The sequence below is a fragment of the Kingella oralis genome (assembly GCF_014054985.1).
In the GTDB taxonomy this organism is placed as follows: domain Bacteria; phylum Pseudomonadota; class Gammaproteobacteria; order Burkholderiales; family Neisseriaceae; genus Kingella_B; species Kingella_B oralis.
This window is the reverse complement of sequence record NZ_CP059569.1, coordinates 1,293,252-1,309,124: the sequence shown is the minus strand read 5'-3', so window position 1 is coordinate 1,309,124 and position 15,873 is coordinate 1,293,252. Positions and strand designations below refer to the sequence as shown.

At 53.0% G+C, this 15,873-nt stretch carries 27 protein-coding genes and 1 tRNA gene; 6 read left to right on the top strand and 22 right to left on the bottom strand.

What is annotated here, in order from left to right; translation table 11 throughout:
• Nucleotides 1-39: 39 nt before the first annotated feature.
• Entirely contained in the window at nucleotides 40-780 is a 741-nt protein-coding gene (locus H3L93_RS07130) for an SDR family oxidoreductase (protein WP_050755541.1), read from the bottom strand.
• Nucleotides 781-1,367: 587 nt separating this feature from the next.
• Between H3L93_RS07130 and H3L93_RS07125 the strand changes: the two genes are divergently transcribed.
• Genes H3L93_RS07125 through H3L93_RS07115 form a run of 3 tightly spaced genes read left to right on the top strand, consistent with a single transcriptional unit; the run spans nucleotide 1,368 to nucleotide 4,839 of the window.
• Nucleotides 1,368-2,189, top strand: coding sequence for a uroporphyrinogen-III synthase (locus H3L93_RS07125; protein WP_246313963.1), 822 nt, complete (start codon nucleotides 1,368-1,370; stop codon nucleotides 2,187-2,189).
• Entirely contained in the window at nucleotides 2,186-3,649 is a 1,464-nt protein-coding gene (locus H3L93_RS07120) for a uroporphyrinogen-III C-methyltransferase (protein ID WP_003794811.1), read from the top strand. The genes H3L93_RS07125 and H3L93_RS07120 overlap by 4 nt, the downstream gene beginning before the upstream one ends.
• Nucleotides 3,646-4,839 (top strand): heme biosynthesis HemY N-terminal domain-containing protein, encoded by a 1,194-nt coding sequence (locus tag H3L93_RS07115; RefSeq protein ID WP_003794814.1) that lies wholly within the window; start codon nucleotides 3,646-3,648, stop codon nucleotides 4,837-4,839. The genes H3L93_RS07120 and H3L93_RS07115 overlap by 4 nt, the downstream gene beginning before the upstream one ends.
• Here the strand turns inward: H3L93_RS07115 and H3L93_RS07110 are convergent.
• On the bottom strand, nucleotides 4,826-5,023 hold the full coding sequence (locus H3L93_RS07110) for a hypothetical protein (protein WP_003794816.1): 198 nt from the start codon (nucleotides 5,021-5,023) through the stop codon (nucleotides 4,826-4,828). The two genes, H3L93_RS07115 and H3L93_RS07110, sit on opposite strands and share 14 nt — an antisense overlap.
• A gap of 227 nt (nucleotides 5,024-5,250) precedes the next feature.
• Between H3L93_RS07110 and H3L93_RS07105 the strand changes: the two genes are divergently transcribed.
• Both H3L93_RS07105 and H3L93_RS07100 read left to right on the top strand, forming a co-directional pair.
• On the top strand, nucleotides 5,251-5,982 hold the full coding sequence (locus tag H3L93_RS07105; protein WP_003794820.1) for a pseudouridine synthase: 732 nt from the start codon (nucleotides 5,251-5,253) through the stop codon (nucleotides 5,980-5,982).
• Between the two features lie 85 nt (nucleotides 5,983-6,067).
• Nucleotides 6,068-6,152: transfer RNA gene (locus H3L93_RS07100), tRNA-Leu, on the top strand.
• Nucleotides 6,153-6,253: 101 nt separating this feature from the next.
• Here the strand turns inward: H3L93_RS07100 and H3L93_RS07095 are convergent.
• From H3L93_RS07095 to recT, 9 genes are all read right to left on the bottom strand, one after another.
• Nucleotides 6,254-6,463 (bottom strand): helix-turn-helix transcriptional regulator, encoded by a 210-nt coding sequence (locus H3L93_RS07095; protein ID WP_003794822.1) that lies wholly within the window; start codon nucleotides 6,461-6,463, stop codon nucleotides 6,254-6,256.
• Nucleotides 6,460-6,666 carry a hypothetical protein gene (locus H3L93_RS07090; RefSeq protein WP_003794823.1) on the bottom strand — a complete coding sequence of 69 codons (207 nt, stop codon included), beginning with the start codon at nucleotides 6,664-6,666 and terminating at the stop codon, nucleotides 6,460-6,462. Before H3L93_RS07090 ends, H3L93_RS07095 begins: the two co-directional genes overlap by 4 nt.
• An 11-nt stretch (nucleotides 6,667-6,677) precedes the next feature.
• Nucleotides 6,678-7,043: a DUF551 domain-containing protein gene (locus H3L93_RS07085; protein WP_003794826.1), complete on the bottom strand. Its 366-nt coding sequence runs from the start codon at nucleotides 7,041-7,043 to the stop codon at nucleotides 6,678-6,680.
• Nucleotides 7,044-7,221: 178 nt separating this feature from the next.
• On the bottom strand, nucleotides 7,222-7,584 hold the full coding sequence (locus H3L93_RS07080; RefSeq protein WP_003794830.1) for a hypothetical protein: 363 nt from the start codon (nucleotides 7,582-7,584) through the stop codon (nucleotides 7,222-7,224).
• Entirely contained in the window at nucleotides 7,581-7,712 is a 132-nt protein-coding gene (locus tag H3L93_RS13340; RefSeq protein ID WP_268884206.1) for a hypothetical protein, read from the bottom strand. Before H3L93_RS13340 ends, H3L93_RS07080 begins: the two co-directional genes overlap by 4 nt.
• Nucleotides 7,682-8,098 (bottom strand): HNH endonuclease, encoded by a 417-nt coding sequence (locus H3L93_RS07075; RefSeq protein WP_003794832.1) that lies wholly within the window; start codon nucleotides 8,096-8,098, stop codon nucleotides 7,682-7,684. The genes H3L93_RS13340 and H3L93_RS07075 overlap by 31 nt, the downstream gene beginning before the upstream one ends.
• Nucleotides 8,095-8,313, bottom strand: a complete 219-nt coding sequence (locus tag H3L93_RS07070; RefSeq protein ID WP_003794833.1) for a hypothetical protein — start codon at nucleotides 8,311-8,313, stop codon at nucleotides 8,095-8,097. Before H3L93_RS07070 ends, H3L93_RS07075 begins: the two co-directional genes overlap by 4 nt.
• The gene (locus tag H3L93_RS07065; RefSeq protein WP_003794836.1) at nucleotides 8,310-8,861 is read right to left on the bottom strand and encodes an HNH endonuclease; all 552 of its coding nucleotides are present in this window, start codon (nucleotides 8,859-8,861) and stop codon (nucleotides 8,310-8,312) included. Before H3L93_RS07065 ends, H3L93_RS07070 begins: the two co-directional genes overlap by 4 nt.
• Nucleotides 8,862-8,904: 43 nt before the next feature.
• Nucleotides 8,905-9,855, bottom strand: coding sequence for a recombination protein RecT (gene recT, locus H3L93_RS07060; protein ID WP_003794838.1), 951 nt, complete (start codon nucleotides 9,853-9,855; stop codon nucleotides 8,905-8,907).
• 257 nt (nucleotides 9,856-10,112) lie between these two features.
• Here recT and H3L93_RS07055 point away from each other — a divergent pair, with 257 nt between their 5' ends.
• Complete coding sequence (locus H3L93_RS07055; RefSeq protein WP_003794840.1) at nucleotides 10,113-10,874, top strand: KilA-N domain-containing protein; 762 nt, start codon at nucleotides 10,113-10,115, stop codon at nucleotides 10,872-10,874.
• A gap of 32 nt (nucleotides 10,875-10,906) precedes the next feature.
• On the opposite strand, the gene H3L93_RS07050 is transcribed toward H3L93_RS07055, so the two are convergent.
• The 11 genes from H3L93_RS07050 to H3L93_RS07000 all read right to left on the bottom strand — a co-directional run bounded on the left by H3L93_RS07050 (nucleotide 10,907) and on the right by H3L93_RS07000 (nucleotide 15,840).
• Nucleotides 10,907-11,803 carry a YqaJ viral recombinase family nuclease gene (locus H3L93_RS07050; protein ID WP_003794842.1) on the bottom strand — a complete coding sequence of 299 codons (897 nt, stop codon included), beginning with the start codon at nucleotides 11,801-11,803 and terminating at the stop codon, nucleotides 10,907-10,909.
• Between the two features lie 9 nt (nucleotides 11,804-11,812).
• Nucleotides 11,813-12,052: a hypothetical protein gene (locus H3L93_RS07045; protein WP_003794845.1), complete on the bottom strand. Its 240-nt coding sequence runs from the start codon at nucleotides 12,050-12,052 to the stop codon at nucleotides 11,813-11,815.
• The gene (locus H3L93_RS07040) at nucleotides 12,045-12,389 is read right to left on the bottom strand and encodes a hypothetical protein (protein ID WP_003794847.1); all 345 of its coding nucleotides are present in this window, start codon (nucleotides 12,387-12,389) and stop codon (nucleotides 12,045-12,047) included. Before H3L93_RS07040 ends, H3L93_RS07045 begins: the two co-directional genes overlap by 8 nt.
• 4 nt (nucleotides 12,390-12,393) lie before the next feature.
• Nucleotides 12,394-12,717: a hypothetical protein gene (locus tag H3L93_RS07035; protein ID WP_003794850.1), complete on the bottom strand. Its 324-nt coding sequence runs from the start codon at nucleotides 12,715-12,717 to the stop codon at nucleotides 12,394-12,396.
• Between the two features lies 1 nt (nucleotide 12,718).
• Nucleotides 12,719-13,291: an HNH endonuclease gene (locus H3L93_RS07030; RefSeq protein ID WP_003794853.1), complete on the bottom strand. Its 573-nt coding sequence runs from the start codon at nucleotides 13,289-13,291 to the stop codon at nucleotides 12,719-12,721.
• A complete protein-coding gene (locus tag H3L93_RS07025; RefSeq protein WP_003794855.1) occupies nucleotides 13,288-13,650 on the bottom strand; it encodes a hypothetical protein in 363 nt (120 codons plus the stop codon). The genes H3L93_RS07030 and H3L93_RS07025 overlap by 4 nt, the downstream gene beginning before the upstream one ends.
• A complete protein-coding gene (locus H3L93_RS07020) occupies nucleotides 13,625-13,903 on the bottom strand; it encodes a hypothetical protein (protein WP_003794856.1) in 279 nt (92 codons plus the stop codon). The genes H3L93_RS07025 and H3L93_RS07020 overlap by 26 nt, the downstream gene beginning before the upstream one ends.
• Before the next feature lie 10 nt (nucleotides 13,904-13,913).
• A complete protein-coding gene (locus H3L93_RS07015) occupies nucleotides 13,914-14,219 on the bottom strand; it encodes a hypothetical protein (RefSeq protein ID WP_003794858.1) in 306 nt (101 codons plus the stop codon).
• Nucleotides 14,220-14,231: 12 nt separating this feature from the next.
• Entirely contained in the window at nucleotides 14,232-14,375 is a 144-nt protein-coding gene (locus H3L93_RS07010) for a hypothetical protein (protein WP_003794861.1), read from the bottom strand.
• Between the two features lie 251 nt (nucleotides 14,376-14,626).
• Nucleotides 14,627-15,391 carry a hypothetical protein gene (locus H3L93_RS07005; protein ID WP_003794864.1) on the bottom strand — a complete coding sequence of 255 codons (765 nt, stop codon included), beginning with the start codon at nucleotides 15,389-15,391 and terminating at the stop codon, nucleotides 14,627-14,629.
• Nucleotides 15,388-15,840, bottom strand: a complete 453-nt coding sequence (locus H3L93_RS07000; protein WP_155803007.1) for a hypothetical protein — start codon at nucleotides 15,838-15,840, stop codon at nucleotides 15,388-15,390. The genes H3L93_RS07005 and H3L93_RS07000 overlap by 4 nt, the downstream gene beginning before the upstream one ends.
• Nucleotides 15,841-15,873: the final 33 nt, after the last annotated feature.

Here is a 15,873-nt window from a genome sequence, read left to right as displayed (position 1 = left end):
GTTCTACCCATTTTCAGGCTGCCTCAATCTATGCAATGGCTATAAGTAAACAATCTCCCCGCTGCGCCCCTTGCTTTGCTCGCTCGCCCACCACACAAAATCAGGCGTAATGTCCGCCATATCCTTGCGCTCCGCCGCCGTTTCCCCGGGGTGGGTTTTGATGCGCTGCGGCGAGTTAATAGACCCCGGCACCAGCACGTTCGCGCGCAAATTGGGGAAACGCTCCCATTCGTCCGCCGCCACCTTGCACAGATAATTCAGCGCCGCCTTGCTCGCGCCAAAGCCGCCCCAATACGCCTGCGGCGCTTCGCCGTGGCTTTCGCCCACAAAAATCACCGAAGCATCGGGCGATTCTTTCAGCAGCGGCAACACCGCCCGCGTTAAAGCCATCGGCGCCACCGTGTTGATGCGATATTGGTTCACCCACTCCGCCACCGTTTGAAAATCCAACGGCGAAAGCGCGTAAAAATAGCTCGCGCAATGAATCACCCCATCCAATTTACCCTGCGTCGCGTCTGCCAACGTGCGCACCAGTTGTTCAAATTCCAGCTCCTCTGCGCCCATCATGTCAAAGCAAATGGCAAACGGCTCGGCATCGCCCGCCGCCATCACTTCGTCATACACTTTTTCCAATTTCTTCTGGCTGCGCCCCAGCAACACCACCGTTGCCCCCGCCGCCGCGCAAGACTTCGCCACTTCCGCGCCCAAGCCCTGCGATGCGCCCGTTACCAATATCACTTTTTTTGCTAATGCGTTGTTTTCCAATGATTCCGTTGTCATTTTAATCTCCTTGTCTCTAAAAAATTCCAGCCGCAACAGCAGCAATATCAGGCAGCCTGCGTAGCGAAGCGGAGTTGCGAAGCTAAAACCCAGCTCCAATTTAGCATAAAATTACGCTTTTTAACATAAACATCTATAATGCCCACCTGCTTTCAGGCTACCTTTTGCCTATTTTTTGCTAGAGCAGGCGTTTCGCCGCCTACCACGAGCAGGGGCAAGCCCCTGCACCCCATGCAGCATTAACCATTCCTTGTCCATTTTCAGGCTGCCTATTGGAGTAGAAACTGTTTAGTGGGATATGAGGCAGCCTAAAACCTTTGCAAAACCCCAACGGCAGCCTGAAATCTAAAAGGGAACAGCGGCAGTTCGCTACCAAATGGCTTATTAACACAGAGCATCGCTGCTTTACCCAAATATCGGCGAGCCGCCAATGCCCCATCGGTTGCAAATTTTTCAAAGGTTTCAGCCTGAAACCCACAACCAATGGCGCTTACAGAAACCTTTGCCAAGCCCGCAACCCAATGGGGCGTCAGCGGCTCGCCAACATTTCCCCAACCCGATTAAACACACCATTTAGCAACTAACCGTTGCTGTTCCATTTTAGTTTTCAGGCTGCCTCACAACCCAATAAACAGCCCCCAATAGGCAGCCTGAAACAGCCACCCAATTCCAATCATCCCACCATGCCCGCCATCCTCCTCATCCGCCCCGAAAACCGCCTCGCCGCCGACATCGCCGCCTGCACCGCCGCAGGCTGGCAAGCCGTCCCCTTTGCCCCCATCCGCATCGCGCCCATCCCCGACACCCTTTTCAGGCTGCCGCAAACCATCGCCCCCGCCCAAGCCCTGTTTTGGGTGAGCCCCACCGCCGCAGAAATCGCCGCACCCCATATAGGCAGCCTGAAAACAAAAATCCCACACATCGCCGTCGGCAGCCAAACCGCCCAAGCCCTGCGCCAACAAGGCTTTGCCAACATCCACGCCCCGCAAAACGGCAACGACAGCGAAGCCGCCCTCGCCTTACCCATCTGGCACACGCTGCCCCAAGGCGGCACCATCGTCATCATCCGTGGGCAGGGCGGGCGCGAACACCTCGCCCAAACCCTGCACCAACGCGGCTTCGCCGTGCAATACGCCGAATGCTACCAACGCATTCCCCAACCGCTCAACTGGCAAACTTTTCAGGCTGCCCAAGCCCAAGCCGCATGGGTAACCTCATCGCAGCTCGCCCAAGAGCTGTTTACGCAATGCCCGCAAGCGTTTACGCAAAATCTCAAATCCTTGCTATACTTCACACAACACATGCGCATCGCCCAAACCCTAACCGCGCTCGGCGCAAGCCACGTTCACACCGTAGCCCGACTCAGCGATGCGCTTCACCATTTTTCATCACGGAGCATTCCCAAATGACCGACAACACACCCAACCGGCAGCCTGAAAACCAAGCTGCCCGCAGCGAACCAGCCATTGAAACCCAAACAACCGAACCCCAAACGCAGCCTGAAAAACCCGCCGAACCCGTTGCCCAATCTGCTCCGCAAAAGCAGCCTGAAAAACAGCCGGCACAACAATCCGTAAAACAGCCCGTAAAACAACCGGAACCCGCGCCGCAACCACAACCCATCGTCATCCAACAAAAAAGCAGCGGCGGGCGCGGCATCGCCACAGGCGCGCTCGTGCTCTCGCTGATTGCACTGGGCGCAAGCGGCTTTTTATTCGTGCAAGGGCAAAACGTGCTCAAACAACAAGAAATGCGTATTGGGCAAGATTTAAACAAAGCCGCGCTGGGCAACAGCGAAAACGCCGCGCTGCTGCAATCCACCCTCGCCAAACAAGCCGAGCTAGACGCACAGTTAAGCAAAATCCTGCAAAACGAAGGCGACACCGCGCAAACGCTAGACGGCATCCACCGCGCCTACGCCGAGCTGCTCAAAGGGCGCGTAAACTGGCTGGTGGACGAAATTGAAGTAACGCTCAACACCGCATCGCAACAGCTTTTGCTATCGGGCAATGTGCCCGTTGCCACCGCCGTGTTGGAAAACGTTGAACAACGCCTCAGCCGCTTTGAGCAGCCTGAATTGCTGCCCATCAAACAAGCCATCAGCCAAGATTTGGCCGCGCTGAAAAACCGCCCCTATCTCAACGTTTCCGCCACCGCCCTGCGCCTAGACCGCTTGGAAAGCGCGGTGGACAGCCTGCCGCTGCTGGTGGACAGCACCATGAACGCCCAAAACGCCGAGCCCGCGCCCACATCCAAAGCAGGCAGCTTCTGGACACGCGCATGGGACAACACCAGCGAGCTGGTGAAAAGCATGGTGGAAGTGCGCAAGCTGGATAACAACGATGCCATGCTCATCGGCTCGGAACAAGTGTTCTACCTGCGCGAAAACCTGCGCATGCGCCTGTTAGACGCGCGGCTTGCCCTGTTGCAACACAACAGCGAAGTCTATCAAAACGACCTTGCCGCCATCGAAGAAACCGTTAAACGCTATTTTGACGTGCAATCGCCCAACACCCAAACATGGCTCAAAGAAGTGGGCGAGCTCAAATCGGTAGAAATCCGCATGATTTCAGACGAATCGCTCAAAGCCAGCCTTGCCGCCGTGCGCGATTATCAAAACAACGTGCGCACCGCGTTGCCTGTGGTGCTGCCTGAAAGCAAGCCTGCCGCGCCTGTTGCGCAAGCGGCATCCGCGCCCAAAGCGGCATCGCAACCCGCGCCCGCAGCTCCAACCCCAACTACGCCAGCCGCATCCGAACCCAAATCCGAAAAAGCAGACAGCAAAGCCGCCAGCCAGCCTGCATCCAAACCATCCGCCTCCGAGCCGGTGGCTAAACCCGCCAGCGAAACCAAAGGAGCCAAAGCATGAAACAGCTCATTTGGATAATCTTCCTATTTCTCTGCGCCATCGGGCTTGCCATGCTCGCCAAAACCTACACCGGCAACGTTTATTTCGTGGTGGAGGGCTATTCGCTGCGGATGAACCTGAACTTCTTCATCATTGCTGCTTTGCTGAGCGTATTCGTGTGGTATTTGCTGATTAAATTGTTGGTGAGCATTTTCGGCACGCCGCACCGGTTAAGCCAATTCGGCGCATCGCGCCGCAGCCGTAAAGCCGTGCAGGAGCTCAACGCCGCAGGCTTGGCATATTTTGAAGGCAAGTTCCAAGAAGCCGCGCAACACGCCGATAAAGTACTGGCAAACAAACAGGCGGGCGACAATCGCATGCTTGCCCTGATGCTTGCCGCGCACGCCGCCGACCAAAGCCACAACACCGAAGCGCGCGACCAATATCTGAACGACATCGCCCAGCTGCCCGGCAAAGCCCAGCTATCGCGCCATTTGCTGCTGGCTGAAAGCGCGCTGAATCAACAAGATTATGACACCGCCAACACCCATCTCACCGCCGCCGCCCAAATCAACCCGCGCCTTACCCGCTTGGCGCGCTTGCAACTGCGCATGGCGTTAGACAAGGGCGACGCGCTGGATATTTTGGACAAAACCGAAAAACTGCACCGCGCGGGTGCGATGAACGAAACCGAAGCGCAACAAACCGCCGAAGTCGCCTACCGCAAACTGCTGGATTTGGCGACCGATGCCGTGGGCATGAAAGCCTGCCTCAAACGCATCCCCGAAACCCTGCGCAACAACGCCCTGAACGTTGCCATCGCCAGAAAATACAACGAGTTGGGTTTATACGACCAAGCCATCGCATGGGTAAACACCCATTACCCCGCCACGCGCGATGCCAACTTGCTGCCGCCATTCGTTGCCAGCGTGCGTTATTTGGACGACCGCCGCCAGCAAAAAGCCATTGACACGGGCGACGCATGGCTCAAAGACAACCCCAAAGACGCACGCCTGCTGATGTATCTGGGCGAACTTGCCGCGCAAAAACAACTGTGGGGCAAAGCCCAAGGCTATCTGGAAGCCAGCCTTTCCCTGCATCCCGCGCCGCAAACGCGCCTGGTGCTGGCAAAAGTGTACGACCATTCATCGCGCCCGGATGCCGCGCAAGAGCAGCGCCGTTTGGCGTTGGACAGCATTAGCGAAGAATAGCGTAAACCGTTTTCGCATCGCCCAACCGCGTTTCAGGCTGCCTATGGAAGATGAGGCAGCCTGAAAACGTTAAACGCATCACACGGCGCAGTAAGGCAGCCTGAAACCTCTGCAAAACCCCAAAGGCAGCCTGAAATCTAAAATGGAACGGTGGCGGCTCGCCGTCAAATGGCTGATTAAACAAAGCATGACTGGTTTGCCAAGATGTCGGCGAGCCGCCGACAGGCTATCGGTTGTAGGTTTTGCAAAGGTTTCAGCCCGAAACGCCGTTTAGCGCAGCAACAACGCACTCTTGCAATAAACAAGCCCGAGTTTGCCACAACCCCAAAGGTAGCCTGAAAACCAGTCCAGCCAAGCAAACACCATTCAACCCCGTTTTCAGGCTGCCTCATCCCGCAAAAAGGAATCCCCATGACCGACCCCGTCCGCCTATCCAAACGCATGGCAGAACTCGGCATCTGCTCACGCCGCGAAGCCGACAGCTACATAGAAAAAGGCTGGGTGCGCGTAAACGGCATCCCCGCCGTGCTCGGGCAAAAAGTCAGCCCCGCCGACCGCATAGACCTCAACAAACAAGCCCACGAACAACAAGCCAACCGCGTAACCATTTTGTTGAACAAACCCGTCGGCTTCGTGAGCGGGCAGCCTGAAAAAGACTACCGCGCCGCCGTTGAGCTCATCACCGCCGAAAACCAATGGGAAGGCGACACCAGCCGCATCGCCTTCCACCCCAGCCACACCCGCAATCTCGCCCCCGCAGGCAGGCTGGACATCGATTCGGTCGGCTTGCTGGTGCTCACCCAAGACGGGCGCATCGCCAAACAGCTCATCGGCGACAACGGCAACAGCGAAAAAGAATACCTTGTGCGCGTGAAAGGCAGCCTGAAAGAGAACGGGCTTGCCCTGCTTAACCACGGATTAAGCTTGGACGGCGAAAAACTGCGCCCCGCCCAAGTAAGCTGGCAAAACCAAGACCAGCTGCGCTTCGTGTTGAAACAAGGAAAAAAACGCCAAATCCGCCGCATGTGCGAACTGGTGGGGCTGCGCGTGGTCGGCTTAAAACGCATCCGCGTCGGGCGCATCAAACTGGGCGCATTGCCGCAGGGAAAATGGCGCTATCTACAAGCGAACGAACGCTTTTAACCGCGCCGCCTACACCCCGTCCCGCCGCCAAAAACCGCTTGCAATTCTGCCGCAAAGCCGTATAATCCGCGCTTTCACACGAAACGCGGATGTGGCGAAATTGGTAGACGCACCAGATTTAGGTTCTGGCGCCGCAAGGTGTGAGAGTTCGAGTCTCTCCATCCGCACCAAGATATTTAATATAAACAATAATTTGCAAGTAGCTTGGTGTAAGTTTGGTGCAAGTATGTTTTTCAGTAAAAGGAGCATCCAAGATGGAATGCTCCTTTTTTCATGTTGCCGCGCGCTTTTCTTTGTTTCGTTCCAGCCATATCATCACTTCACTTCGTTTCCACCAAAATTTACGTTTGGATATGGCGATACGACCGGGGAAATCAGGACGAATAGCATAACGCTCTAAAACAGTTCGCTTGGAAAGGCATAGCATCTTGGCAACGTCTTCCGGCGTCAATAATTCATCGTTGGTCTCGGATTGTTTCATTCTTGCTCCTCGGTTGTTTGTTCATCCAGCCATTGCTGCGCGTCTTGCAGGTTGGGGAATTTTTTTAGCTCGGTGTAGCGAGGCAAACGGCGGTTGGCTCTGTTGGGTTGGTGATTGTAGTCGGGTGGCAAGTGGTTGAGCGTGCAGCCGTGCCAGTTGCCGTCTATCTTGCGGATGCAGTAACGAGTGGCTGGGGATTTCACGGGGTGTCCTTTCAGGCTGCCTTGGGTGGTTCGATCAGGGGTTGCCAGTGTGTAATTGTTTCGACAAGCGCTGCTGTTTCCCAATTCCACCTTTCTTCGTGATATTTTGTCTCAATGCGTGTTGCAAAACCAAATACACCATCCGTCCATACAACCAATACTTCTTTGTTTAATTCAGGCAGCCTGTCCTCCACGCTTATCCATTCGGATTGCGCGGCTTTGGCTTGCCAGCCTTCCCATTTGTACTGTGTACCAAGGCGGCTGTATTCGTCGCCCACTCGTTCCGTTTGCTGGTTGGTTGGATACAGTTCAGCCATCCACGCCTCAAACGCGGCGCGTTCTTTCTCGATTTGTTCGGGTGTCAGTTCGGGTGTCATGTTGTTTTCTTTCGGTCTCAAAAAAAATCTTTAATCCGTTGCCCTATCCAACGCATCACCGGCACAGCCATACTGTTCCAGATTGCTTTGTATCTCGGCGCGTCGGGGCATTGCTCGGCAGGTTTCCCGCGCCACGGATGCGGCTTCAATGCCGCTGCACAGGCTGCCGTGGCGCATTTCAGGCTGCCTTTTCGCGCATGGCGTTGTCGATGGCTTGGCGGGCAGTGCTATTTGCGGCTATTTGCCCTCCTGCGTTAAGCGAGACGGAGAAATAGGCGCAATCTTCATCAGGCAGTTCGTGCACAACATAGGCTTGGTTTTCTATCAGCCAATCCAGCCTCGCGGTGTCGGGGTGGGGGACGCGTTCTATTTCATCAAGTGGAACATCTTGAAAATCGCCAGATTCTTGAAAGCAAACTGCTGCATAATATCCACGCTTCTCATCTCCATAGATGGCAAAGATAATTCCCGCGTTTTCCCACGGTGTTAACGGTTCATCTTTTATGCGCACGCGGTCGCCGAATTTAAATTGTTGGGTCATTTGGGTTCTCCTGTTTCGTGAATGGTTTTGCGCTGCTTGAGTACCAGGGCTTTGAGTTGGGCGCGCATGGGTTTTTGCAGGCGTTTGGGGTATTGGTTCAGGCGGCGGTAGATTTCGATGATTTGCATTGCTTTATCCTGTGGTTGAGCATGGCGCGGGCGATAAAGGCGCGGCGCAGGCTCGGGGGTTGGTGTTTGTAGCCCCATCGGTTTAGGGTTACGGATACGGCGCGGGGGATGGCTATCAGGTTGTCGGGGGCGTCGTTGTAGCGGTCGCCGTCGATGTGCAGGACAACGTATCCGATGGGAAAGGTGCCCAGAACAAGGCGACCGCGCGGTATCCAACCGTTTTCGGTTTTGACTTCGATGCCGTCTCGGGTTTTGCGTTCGCTGCCGACGGGGCGCTCTTTCCAGCATTTGTTGCCTTTTTGAAAGCCGTTGACGGGTTTGGGCATGATGCCTTTGGTGCCTTTGTTCCAAGGGATTTGCCCTTTTTTGAATTGACCAGCGTTCATTCGAGTTTCTCCAATAGCGGGCTGTTGATGCCGCGCCCGACCATTTCGGCGGCGGCAAGGGTGAGACGACCGGTTTCGATGATGTCGCCGCTGACGAGGTGGACGGCGCGGGCGCGTTCGATTTCGGCATTCATGCGTTCGGTGTCTTCTGGGTCGAGCCTTTCGAGGCGGTCGAGTTGGTCGAACAGGGCGTCGGTGAGGCGGGCGATGCTCATAGCTGCTCCTTCAGTTGGCGGTATTTTTCGGCGATGGCGGCTTCTTCGCTGGCGGTGGGTTTGCTTTGTTTTTGGTTTTTCAGGGCAATCAGGCGGTTTACTCGCTCTTGGCCGATTTTATCTTCAAGCCAGCGGGCGGCTTCGGGGACGTCTTTGGAATACCAGTAGTTGTGGCAGTGGTGGCACAGGGCGGCGGCGTTGTCGGGGTCGAAGCGGATGTTGTAGTGGCGGCGGGAAAAGTGGTGGCTGCATTGCAGGCCGGTGCTTTTGGCTTTGTACTGTTTGCCGCAGCGCTCGCACCGGTAGCCTGCGCGGGCGCGGATGTAGTTGGAAAAGGCGGCGTCGGCGGGGGTGCGGGTAAATTCTTCAAACACTTTTTTGCCTTCGTCATTTAGGGCTTTTTCCTGCTTTTTGATGTGGGCGGCGGTTTCAACCAACAGGTCGTACAGGGCGGTCTGCTTGAATTTTTTGGCGTCGCGCTGCCATGTTTTCAGGCTGCTTAGGATTTGCTCGGTGGGGCTTTGGTCTTTAACAGTGATAACGGTCATTGCGGGGTTCCTATGCTTCGGATTTCAGGCTGCCTTTCAGGCATTACAATTTATCCAGCAAATCTTTTTGCTCGGCGGTCAAATCATATTGGGCGATGATTTGGTCGTATTCGGCATCGCCTGTTTTGACTTGTTCGGCGATGGCGTTGAATTCGGCTTCGTTTAGCGTGGGTTTTTCAGGCTGCGCTTCAGGCTCCGCCGGCACGACGTTGTAATCGGCTTCAATGATTTCGCCATAAGCAAAGGCGGCGTTTTGTTGGTCTATGCCTGCTTCGGCTTGTTCGTCCAGCCCGACGGCTTTTTGGATTTCAATCGATACAGGCAGGTATTTAAATAAACGGCGGATAACGGTTTTTTTCGCCATTTCTTCGTAGTGCGTTTGCCACGGTCCGCTGTTGCCTGCTTTGCTTTGGGCGCGGATGGCATCTACTTGGGCGCGGCTCATGACTTCAAACTGGATGCCGCCGTCTTTCAGGCGGGCGACGGCGTAAACGTGGGTTAGGCTGCCTGTGTTGCCGTCTTCGCTGGGCTTGTGGGTTAAATCTTCATGCAAGCCGTATTCGTAGCTGAACTCGTCGTTTTCATATACGGCGCGGGCGGATAGGCTGACGATTTGTCCGCTGCGGCGGGCAAGGTCTATCATGCCGCGATAGCCGATGATGAGTTGCACGTTGGCGCGTCCTTGTTTGTCTTTGCCGTTGCCAAAGGGGATGAGGTAGGCGTGCCCTAGGCTGTTGCTGGGTTCTATGCCGAGTTGGGCGCATTGCATGATTGCGCCTAGGAAACTTTCGGGGCTGCAATTTGCCAAGGCGGGCACGCGGCGCATTTCGGTGGTGGCGATGCGGGCCAGGCGGTCGGCGGTCATGTGTTTGGGTAGGGCCAATGCCATTTGCGCTTTGATTTTGGCATCGCTCATCAGGTCGGCGATGGTGCGCTCGGAAAGCGGTTTGGCTTTTGCGGGGGTGATGGCGTTTTTTAGTGCTTGGGTGGACATGGTGGGTCTCCTGTTGATAAAGGTTAAGGGGTGGGGTATGATGTGGGTTCCTAACAAACTATGAGAGAAAATCACGTTGGCAGACGTGTTTTTTCATTTGCATCACACCCCGAAAGCGGGGCGGCTTGACCTTTTCAGGCTGCCTAAAAGTTTGGGGTTGCGGGTATCGGTAACGACCCGGACGCTACTCATAGTGCGTTAGGACAACCCCGCCCAAATGGGCGATTCCTTAAACTTAAAACTATGAGGTGTTCAACATGAACGTAATCAAATCTTTTGGCGACATCGCCGTTTCATTCCGTAATGACGGATTTCTTAATGCTTCCGCTATTGCTGCCCATTTTGGCAAGCGTGTTCCTGATTTTCTTAAAACAGAACAAAATCAAGAATATATCTCTGATTTGGCGGAGCATTTGTCAAAAACCCTAAAAATCGTCTTTGATAAAAATCAATTAGTTATTGTTAAAAAAGGTTCGCCTGCAAACGGTGGCGGCACTTGGCTACACCCAAAACTTGCTATCCACTTCGCCCGCTGGCTAGACCCCCGCTTTGCTGTTTGGTGCGATGAGCAAATTGAGCAAATCCTTTCAGGCAGCCTGAAACTTTCTTCTCAAACTTCCGCGGACCAGCGCACGCCATTGCGTCAAGCTGTTTCTGCCCTTGTTGGGCTGCGGGGCATCAGTTATTCGGATGCTTACAAAATGGTGCATCAGCGTTTTGGCGTGGCGGCAATCGAGGAAATCCCTGCGGATGTGCTGCCCGCTGCGGTGGAATATGTGCATCGTTTAACTGTGGGCGCATTGCCTGATGATGTGTTGCGTGTGATTGCTTCGCTGTTGCGTCATTTGCCGTATCAGATGGCTTATTTTCGGGCGACTGAAAAGGCGGTGTTTTCGCTGTGTCCTGAATTGGTGTTTAAAACGCATGACCGTTTTCAGGATGGGATTATTCAGGCGCGGCAGTTGGCGGATAAGCTGGGGCTGGATTTTGTGCCTTGGCGTGATATTCGGTTAGTTTAGTTTGCTGGGGCAGTCTTTTCAGGCTGCCTTTTTTATTTCAGGCGCAATACGCGGGTTTCGCTTTGCTTGCTGTATTGCTGATATAAATCGGGGTGGGCTGCCTGAAAGGCTTTGCTGTCAAATCGGTTGCTTTGTTGGGCTTTCCATGTGAATAGGGTGTTGTCGCCTGCTTGCATGGTGGAATATTCGCCGATTTTGATTTTGAGCAAGTCTTCGCGGGCGGCAATTTGTGCTTTGAGTTCTTTTTCCTGTGCTTTGAGTTCTTTGAGCTCGGCGTAGGCGGTTAGGGTGTCGCTGTCGGCTTGGGCGGTGTTGCCGTTGTCGTGTGGATACAGCTTTTGCGCGTCTTCGCCGTTTTGTGGTTCGGGCGGAATGCGGGGGATAACGTGGTTTTGCCAAAAGGCTTGGGCTTTTTCGGCGAGTATGGCAATCAGTTCGTCATCGCGTTTGATGTGGTATTGGCGGTATTGGTTGCCGCCAATCAGCGCGGCTAAATAGGCTTCTTGTACGTTGTAAATCCACATATACCATTGCACTTGGGCGATGTATTCAATCGGCACTTCGTCGGTGTCGTCTACGCCCCATTCGCGGCTTTTGAATGCGCTGCTGGTTTTGATTTCTAGGATGGCTTCTATGGTGTCGCCGTTCATAATGAGCGCGTCGGCGTTGGCGATTGCCCATTGGTGCTGCGGGTGTCGGCGCATTTCAGGCTGCCTGATGACGTTTGCGCCTGTGTCTCGGATAAAGCGGTCGATGATGGGGTTTTCTAGGGCGTGCCCCCAATACAGATGTTCGCCTTGCTGTTCGGGCTGTTCGGTGGTTTTGGATAGGTACACATCTAGGGCGGTTTTGAATTGGGATACGCCGATAATGGCGGCGATGTCGCTGCCGCCGATGCCTTTTTTGCGTTGGGTTAGAAAATTGTTCATGGTTTGCTCCTAGATGTAGCGGTATTGGTTGCCTTGTTTGTCGGTGTGGTGGGTGCGGCAGCGTTTGGCGATGGTGGTGTGGTTGATGCCTGTGTTTTTCGCTGCTTGCATGGCGCTGTCAAAGCGTTGGATTTCGCCGTTGGGGGCGCGGATTTCTACGGTTTTTTTGTAGTGGGGCACTTTGTTGCCCACTGGTTTGAAGGTTTTTTCTAGCTCGGTTGGGGTAAGTAGGCGTGTCCAGCTATTCATGGTCTTGCCCCAATAGATACCTCTCCCAAGATTTAAGTTCGCGCTGCAACTTGGATATATTCGCTCTGGCAATAGCATCGTTTATTTTTTCTTCGTTTTCGTCCAAAAAAGCCAAAAATGCCTTATCTTCTTTTGACAAAAACCAATTTTTTGAATTGATTGCATTTACCCAATCGCCTGCTAACATTTGATGTGGGTTATCAATATTGAGCTCGTCTATTTCTTTGTTTGAGAAACTTTCTTCAAATTTTTCTTCATCATTCACAACAAAAATAAATTTTTTCCCTTTTTCGCCGCCAAGTGTTAGGTAGCGTATTACCTTAATGTAAAAATCCATTTTTTTACTCCGTTTCTTCCAAAACCACGCCTGCGGTGGGGTCTTTGTCCCATGTTTTTTGCAGCATAAGTGCATTGCGTTGCTGCTCGCATTGGTCGCGCAGGCGTTGGATGGGATGGGCGGCGGATGGCTCAAAGTACAAGTCGCTCGGGATGTCGCCCAGCGTGTCGCAGTCGTAGGTTTTGATGACGGGCTGCGGTTTGGGTTGTGTTTCGGGTTTGGTGGCTTGGGCGGCGCTGAATGCGCCCAAGACAAAGCCGAAAATTAGGGCTGCGGTGATGCGGGTTTTCATGGGGGTGGTTTCCTGTTGGGGGTAAAAGTATTTCATTTCAGGCTGCCTGAATGGTTTTAATCAATTGCTGATAGTGTTCGGCGATGGCATCTAGCTCGCTTTGCGGGGGCCTTTTGGTGGCATCGGGTTGTTTTTTGAGCCGTTCTAGTTCGGCGAGTTTGTTTTTGCCGACGGTCTCTTCCAAAAATCGCGCTGCTTTGGTTATGTCTTTGCTAAACCAGTAGTTGTGGCAGTTGTGGCAGAGGGCGAGGGCGTTATCGGGGTGGAAACGGATGTTGTAGTATCGCCGTGAGAAGTTGTGGCTGCATTGCAAGCCGTTGGATTTGGGCGGGTATTGTGTGCCGCAGCGTTGGCAGCGGTAGCCTGCGCGGGCGCGGATGTAGTTGGAAAAGGCTAAATCGGCGGGGGTGCGGGTGAAGTTGCCGACTGCGGGCGCGCCTTTTCGCAGTGCTTCGTTTTCTTTGCGTAGCTTGTTGATGATGTTGATGCTGTCGCTTGCTAGGTCGTAGGTGGCGGTTTGCTTGAACTTTTTGGCATCGCGCTTCCATGTTTTCAGGCTACCTAGGTGGGCTTCTATGGGGTCGGTGTCTTTGAGGGTGATGACGGTCATGGTATTTCTTTCGTTGTGGTAAAAAGTGGGTCGGGGTTTCTGATGCACTCCGTGCCAAAAAGATAGTCAATGGCTAAATTCCAATCTGCTGGCGTGCAGTTGTGCCTGTTGAGTTTGCTTGCTTTACTGGTTAGGCTGCGTTGCCATGCTTGGGTAAAGATGATGCTGGCTTGCGTGTCGTGGCTGGCTTGTGCTTCTCGCCATGCTTGGCGGAATAGCCAAGTAACTTGTGTTCTTTCCGCCTTGCCGAATGCGGCGTTGCTTTTGGGTGCTTTGATTTTAGGCAGCGGCTCGGTGCGCCTGCCGCTGTTAATCAGCAAGGTGGTTTTGCCGTCAAATGGGGTGGTTTGGGGATACATTTTTGTGTTTGAGATGCCATTTAATCCATGCTTTGGCGGCGGTTAAATCGGCGGGTTCTATGCCAAAATCTGCGTGTTCGTAGTGTCCGCTTGTTTGGCGAATGTGTAGCGTGATAGCAAATAGCCCTTTGTTGTCTTGGCATTTTTGCAAGTAGCTGCCGGGGCCGTATTGCTGGCATAGGTTTGCTAGCTTGTGGATTTTTCTGTACGTGTAGGCTAGTGCTTGGCTTAATGCTTGAATTTCTGTGTTCATGGTGCTTTCCTTAAAAGGTGTCGTGGTTGGCTTTGGCGATTTCTAAAATCATTTCCCAAATGTATTGCTCGGTGTCGGCATCACCGTTGCCTGCTTCGGCGGCTGCTAGCTCGGCTAGTTCTTGCTGGCAATCGCCGTAGCGTTCTAGCTCGTAGCGTATTTGGGCGATGGCGGCGGCGCGGTAGTTGCGTTCTATCCTTGCTTGCCATTCGCCGTATAGTTCGCCATGGCGGTTGGTTGGCTCGTCGTAGTAGCTTGGGTCTTGGCAGCTCCAGTAGTTGTCGGCGTAGCCTGTGTTGGCTGGACTTGAATACATGGTGGCGTTCCTTTATGGCATCCCGCGCATAAAGTTGTATTGGGCGCGGGCTTGGTTGCGGGTTTGTTTGGGTTGGGGGTGGTAATCTTGTTTGGGCTGCTTGGGCTGGTCTTTGTACATTTGGTCTAGCTTGGCTAGGGCTTCGGCTAGGGTCATTTTGTTGCTCCGTTGTTTGTTGCGATGAGTGAATAATACCAATGGTTAATAATATTGTAAATACCATTGGTTAATTTATTTGCAATAAATCCACTATCTCCTTGTTTTTAAATAAAACAAAGTTTTCACAAGGCGCAAAAAAACCGCAAACTTTGCTTGCGGTTTTGGTTTTCTTGGTTGATTTGGTTTTGTTGATGGTTAATGATTTATTGACTGATGGTTGATGCAAAAAAACCGCCCGAATGGGGCGGTTAATGAATGATGCGTTGCAGTTGCCAGCTTTCTGTGGTGTTGAGCGTGCGGACGTGGCATGAATCACCTAATACGGTGGCGGCTGCGCCGTATTCACTGGTTTCGTCTCCTTCAAGAATGGCTAGGCGTTTATTGTGGGTGTCTAGGCGTTTCAGGTCGCTGAATTTGCCGTGTGCTTGATAAACGCTTGCCCAATCTATTTTGCCGTCTTTTAGAGCGATGGGTTCAATCAATACGTTGCGCTCGGGGGTGGTTAGTGCAAAAGGGAAAACAAGTTGATGCCCACTGATGCCTGTTGTTTTGTAGTCTTTAACAATGTTTTGGGCGGGAATGTCGCGGCGTAGGGTGCTTTCCACTAGGCTGCGAAAGCGCATTTGGTTGAATTTAGGCAGCCATTTAGGCAGGCGAAATGATAGGGCTAGGGCAAGTTTTGCTGCATCAAATAGGGCAAATTGCAATACTTGCCAGCTTCCTGATGCTTGGATTTCGCCATTTTCGGCAAATTGTGCGTAGTGTACGCCTGCTGTTTGGTTGAGCGATAGTAGCTTTTTTTTGTCCATTTCTGTGCCAAATATGGCTGCTTGCATGATGCTTGCACCATCATCGGACAAAAAGAAACTGTTGGGGCTGGGTTGGAATATAGAAAATGTGATGCACGCGCCATCATCGCCGTAGGTAAAAGGCGAAGCAATCCGCACGGCGTTTTCCCCTGCTTGGATAACTTGCCATGTGGTGAGTGTTTGTAAATGGTCGGAAATCATCATGTGAATAAGTCCAGTTGTTGAGCAAATGGATGAATATAGCCGCCTTGTATGGTAAGGTGGTTTTCCTGCGCGAATAGGGTAATTATGGTTTCTAAACTGCGCTCCGTCAATTCTAACGGCTCGGCATAACCATAGCCGTCTGCTGTCCAAATATGGCGATGCAAGCCTATCAGCGTTTTGCCGAAATAGGGCAGATTCTCGCCTTTTTGATTTCGGTGTGGTTTGTTGTTGTCGTAATCTATGGCTGCTATGCGATTGTTTCCTGCAAACAGCCCTACGGCGATGCTTTCGTCTTGCCATAGGATTGCGCCGTATTTTTCTTCGTAATGAGATGCGCGATATAGGGCGCGGAAATACAAATCTTCGCGCACTTCGTTGTGAATTTTTAATACGCTGGCATATTGCACAAATGATGGAATAAATTTGGCTGGTTTTTGCTGCCATTGCATGGGGCTGGCAGTTTCTTTTGGTATGGCAATAAT

Excerpts from the sequence above, each read along its gene's own strand:
- H3L93_RS07115 (WP_003794814.1), top strand. The coding sequence starts at position 3,646 with ATGAAACAGCTCATTTGGATAATCTTCCTATTTCTCTGCGCCATCGGG.
- H3L93_RS13340 (WP_268884206.1), bottom strand. The coding sequence starts at position 7,712 with ATGCAAATCATCGAAATCTACCGCCGCCTGAACCAATACCCCAAACGC.
- H3L93_RS07120 (WP_003794811.1), top strand. The coding sequence starts at position 2,186 with ATGACCGACAACACACCCAACCGGCAGCCTGAAAACCAAGCTGCCCGC.
- H3L93_RS07035 (WP_003794850.1), bottom strand. The coding sequence starts at position 12,717 with ATGAAATACTTTTACCCCCAACAGGAAACCACCCCCATGAAAACCCGC.
- H3L93_RS07055 (WP_003794840.1), top strand. The coding sequence starts at position 10,113 with ATGAACGTAATCAAATCTTTTGGCGACATCGCCGTTTCATTCCGTAAT.
- H3L93_RS07070 (WP_003794833.1), bottom strand. The coding sequence starts at position 8,313 with ATGAGCATCGCCCGCCTCACCGACGCCCTGTTCGACCAACTCGACCGC.
- H3L93_RS07010 (WP_003794861.1), bottom strand. The coding sequence starts at position 14,375 with ATGACCCTAGCCGAAGCCCTAGCCAAGCTAGACCAAATGTACAAAGAC.
- H3L93_RS07030 (WP_003794853.1), bottom strand. The coding sequence starts at position 13,291 with ATGACCGTCATCACCCTCAAAGACACCGACCCCATAGAAGCCCACCTA.
- recT (WP_003794838.1), bottom strand. The coding sequence starts at position 9,855 with ATGTCCACCCAAGCACTAAAAAACGCCATCACCCCCGCAAAAGCCAAA.
- H3L93_RS07085 (WP_003794826.1), bottom strand. The coding sequence starts at position 7,043 with ATGACACCCGAACTGACACCCGAACAAATCGAGAAAGAACGCGCCGCG.
- H3L93_RS07065 (WP_003794836.1), bottom strand. The coding sequence starts at position 8,861 with ATGACCGTTATCACTGTTAAAGACCAAAGCCCCACCGAGCAAATCCTA.
- H3L93_RS07005 (WP_003794864.1), bottom strand. The coding sequence starts at position 15,391 with ATGATGATTTCCGACCATTTACAAACACTCACCACATGGCAAGTTATC.
- H3L93_RS07025 (WP_003794855.1), bottom strand. The coding sequence starts at position 13,650 with ATGTATCCCCAAACCACCCCATTTGACGGCAAAACCACCTTGCTGATT.
- H3L93_RS07000 (WP_155803007.1), bottom strand. The coding sequence starts at position 15,840 with ATGCAATGGCAGCAAAAACCAGCCAAATTTATTCCATCATTTGTGCAA.
- H3L93_RS07130 (WP_050755541.1), bottom strand. The coding sequence starts at position 780 with ATGACAACGGAATCATTGGAAAACAACGCATTAGCAAAAAAAGTGATA.
- H3L93_RS07075 (WP_003794832.1), bottom strand. The coding sequence starts at position 8,098 with ATGAACGCTGGTCAATTCAAAAAAGGGCAAATCCCTTGGAACAAAGGC.
- H3L93_RS07105 (WP_003794820.1), top strand. The coding sequence starts at position 5,251 with ATGACCGACCCCGTCCGCCTATCCAAACGCATGGCAGAACTCGGCATC.
- H3L93_RS07045 (WP_003794845.1), bottom strand. The coding sequence starts at position 12,052 with ATGAATAGCTGGACACGCCTACTTACCCCAACCGAGCTAGAAAAAACC.
- H3L93_RS07020 (WP_003794856.1), bottom strand. The coding sequence starts at position 13,903 with ATGAACACAGAAATTCAAGCATTAAGCCAAGCACTAGCCTACACGTAC.
- H3L93_RS07080 (WP_003794830.1), bottom strand. The coding sequence starts at position 7,584 with ATGACCCAACAATTTAAATTCGGCGACCGCGTGCGCATAAAAGATGAA.
- H3L93_RS07015 (WP_003794858.1), bottom strand. The coding sequence starts at position 14,219 with ATGTATTCAAGTCCAGCCAACACAGGCTACGCCGACAACTACTGGAGC.
- H3L93_RS07050 (WP_003794842.1), bottom strand. The coding sequence starts at position 11,803 with ATGAACAATTTTCTAACCCAACGCAAAAAAGGCATCGGCGGCAGCGAC.
- H3L93_RS07095 (WP_003794822.1), bottom strand. The coding sequence starts at position 6,463 with ATGAAACAATCCGAGACCAACGATGAATTATTGACGCCGGAAGACGTT.
- H3L93_RS07040 (WP_003794847.1), bottom strand. The coding sequence starts at position 12,389 with ATGGATTTTTACATTAAGGTAATACGCTACCTAACACTTGGCGGCGAA.